Origin of the sequence: Nguyenibacter vanlangensis, assembly GCF_013376155.1 — a bacterium.
GTDB classification, from domain to species: Bacteria; Pseudomonadota; Alphaproteobacteria; order Acetobacterales; family Acetobacteraceae; genus Gluconacetobacter; species Gluconacetobacter vanlangensis.
Map to the genome: position 1 here is coordinate 1 of NZ_JABXXP010001279.1, position 519 is coordinate 519.

Annotated in this window: 1 protein-coding gene; it reads right to left on the reverse strand. The window is 70.9% G+C overall.

Features of this window, described 5'->3' with window-relative positions:
* Positions 1–519: helix-turn-helix domain-containing protein (locus tag HUK84_RS22585; RefSeq protein ID WP_176642087.1), on the reverse strand; the 519-nt coding region annotated here is incomplete at both ends.

Genomic DNA, 519 nt, shown 5'->3' on the forward strand with positions numbered 1-519 from the left:
ATGTCGTCGGCGGTGATCGCGGATTTCTCGGCGCTGGACAGCGGCTGCGGCGGGGCGGTGGGCCGTTCCGGCGGCAGGACGGAGGCGACCTGCGGGGAGGTCGTCCCCTGGCGGACCAGGCCGGGAATGGCTGATGACACGGACGGGACGGGCTGCGGCGGCGGCTGGACGTCCGTCATGCGGTACCAGCCGATATAGGCGATGACGATTACCACCCCGCCGAGCAGCGCCATGACGCCGGCGGGCATGGTGCGTTCGGGCACCGGTTCGGGAAAGGAGAGTTCGGGCTTGGTGTCGATGCTGCCCCTGGTCTCGGTCTTGAAGCGGGCGGCCAGGGATTCGGCATCCAGGCCCAATGCCTGGGCGTAGGTGCGCAGGAAGCCGATCGCGTAGACATTGCCCGGCAGGTCCTGGACGCGGCCCTCCTCCAGCGCTTCGAGGGTCGGCAGACGGATGCGCAGCCAGGTGGCGACGTCCGGCAGCGCCCAGCCGAGCTGTTCGCGGCGGGCGCGCAGGGTG